The organism is uncultured Fibrobacter sp., from assembly GCF_937877005.1.
Lineage (GTDB): Bacteria > Fibrobacterota > Fibrobacteria > Fibrobacterales > Fibrobacteraceae > Fibrobacter.
Map to the genome: position 1 here is coordinate 1 of NZ_CALEFV010000077.1, position 1,505 is coordinate 1,505.

The following is a 1,505-nucleotide window of genomic DNA, read 5'->3' on the forward strand; positions in this document are numbered from 1 at the left end:
CCCGCGCCACAGTAAAGGTCAAGCAAAAGCCCCTCGCCCGAAAGGCCCGTCATGAGTTCGGCGTACATCTTGGCGACACGCTTGGGCGTATCGACAAGACCTTCGCGGTTCGGGTTTTCGCCCATGCCTTCCAGAATCATCCGGAAGCCGTCTTCCATTTTCTTAAAATCCATCATGGGGCCAAAGATAGCAAAATCAGCGAATCGTGACAGCGCGAGTTTCGTTTCCGTAGCGGATCAGGAACTTGCCCGCATCCATGAAATCCATAAGCATCGTCGGTTCCGTCCTTTCGCGGCGAAGCAGGCGGCCCTGCAGGTCGTACACGAAAAGCATCTTGCCCGGAGCAAGCCCGAACAGGCTTACGCTCTTGCCGCCCACTACGGCGCGCCATTCGCCCTGGAGCGTTCCGGGCTGAGCAGGCATGGTGCCGCCGGTAATGACAAAATTGTCGATGTAGCCAAATTCTTGGACGTACGAGCCATTCACCTTGACATTCACGACATTCTTGTAGCTGCTCGCATTGCAGAACAGGCCCGCGAACAGGTGTTCGTCACCGCAGCTGCTATTTGCAAGCAAGCCCGTAATGGAATGTCCGTTACCCAGGAAAGTTCCTTCGTAATCCCAGATGGCGTCCCACACGAAATAGGTCAGCGAATCGTCGAGATTCAAAGCGGAATCCTGCCACATGTTTTCGTTGATGACAATGTCGGAATCAAGCGTAGCGCATGCCTTGGGGTTGCGCACGGTGCTGTCCAAGGTGCCGTTGACAAGGCCCGCAAACCAGTAGAGTTCTTCCTTGTTCTTCAAGTGGTAACAGCCCGCTGTATCCTGTTCGGGCACTTGCGGGGCCGGAGTCCATTCCGCAAACAGATCGATGCTTTTCTTTTCCGTCAACTGGACTGCCGAATAGTAGCTGAGCTTTTCCGGCGTCCAGCGGTAGAATTTAGCACCTTCGCGAGCGGGCGCCTTGAATTCAAAACCGACATCGGCGGCATTGAACGCAGTCAAGTTTTCCAGGCTGTTTTCGCCACCGTTCATGTGGTACGTAATCGTATATTCCGTCGTATTCCACTTGGCGTATACCGTCAAGTCCTCTGTATTACCGGCAGGGATTTCCGTGATTTCCTGTTCCAAAAGCGAGTCCGCATACCAGCCCGCAAATTCAAAGCCGGACCAGTAAGCCTTACCGAGCACATAGGCCGCAGAATCCGCCGACCACTTGACTACATGCGGCTTGTAGAATTCGGTACCATTGTAGAACTGGCCGCCGTTCATTTCGATATCGACGACAAAGTAGCTCTTCCATTTGGCGTAGAGAGTCCAATCGCCGTAATGTTCCGTCTTGATGGTATCGACTCTTTGCGTAAAGTCTTCGTCCAGGAACCAGCCTTCGAATTCGTCGTTTTCTTTTTGCGGGTCGGCAAGAACGATGGCTGAATCACCCTTGGCATACCCCGCCGGATTCAGTTCGCTGTTTTCGCCTCCGTTCAAGACGTAGTGAATTT

Annotated in this window: 2 protein-coding genes; both read right to left on the bottom strand. The window is 53.4% G+C overall.

From position 1 onward, the window contains the following. The coding region (locus Q0628_RS04330; RefSeq protein WP_366979041.1) for a GTP cyclohydrolase I at positions 1-173 on the bottom strand (173 nt) is incomplete at its 3' end. A 22-nt stretch (positions 174-195) separates the two neighbouring features. Beyond that, the coding region (locus Q0628_RS04335; RefSeq protein ID WP_298768500.1) for an InlB B-repeat-containing protein at positions 196-1,505 on the bottom strand (1,310 nt) is incomplete at its 5' end.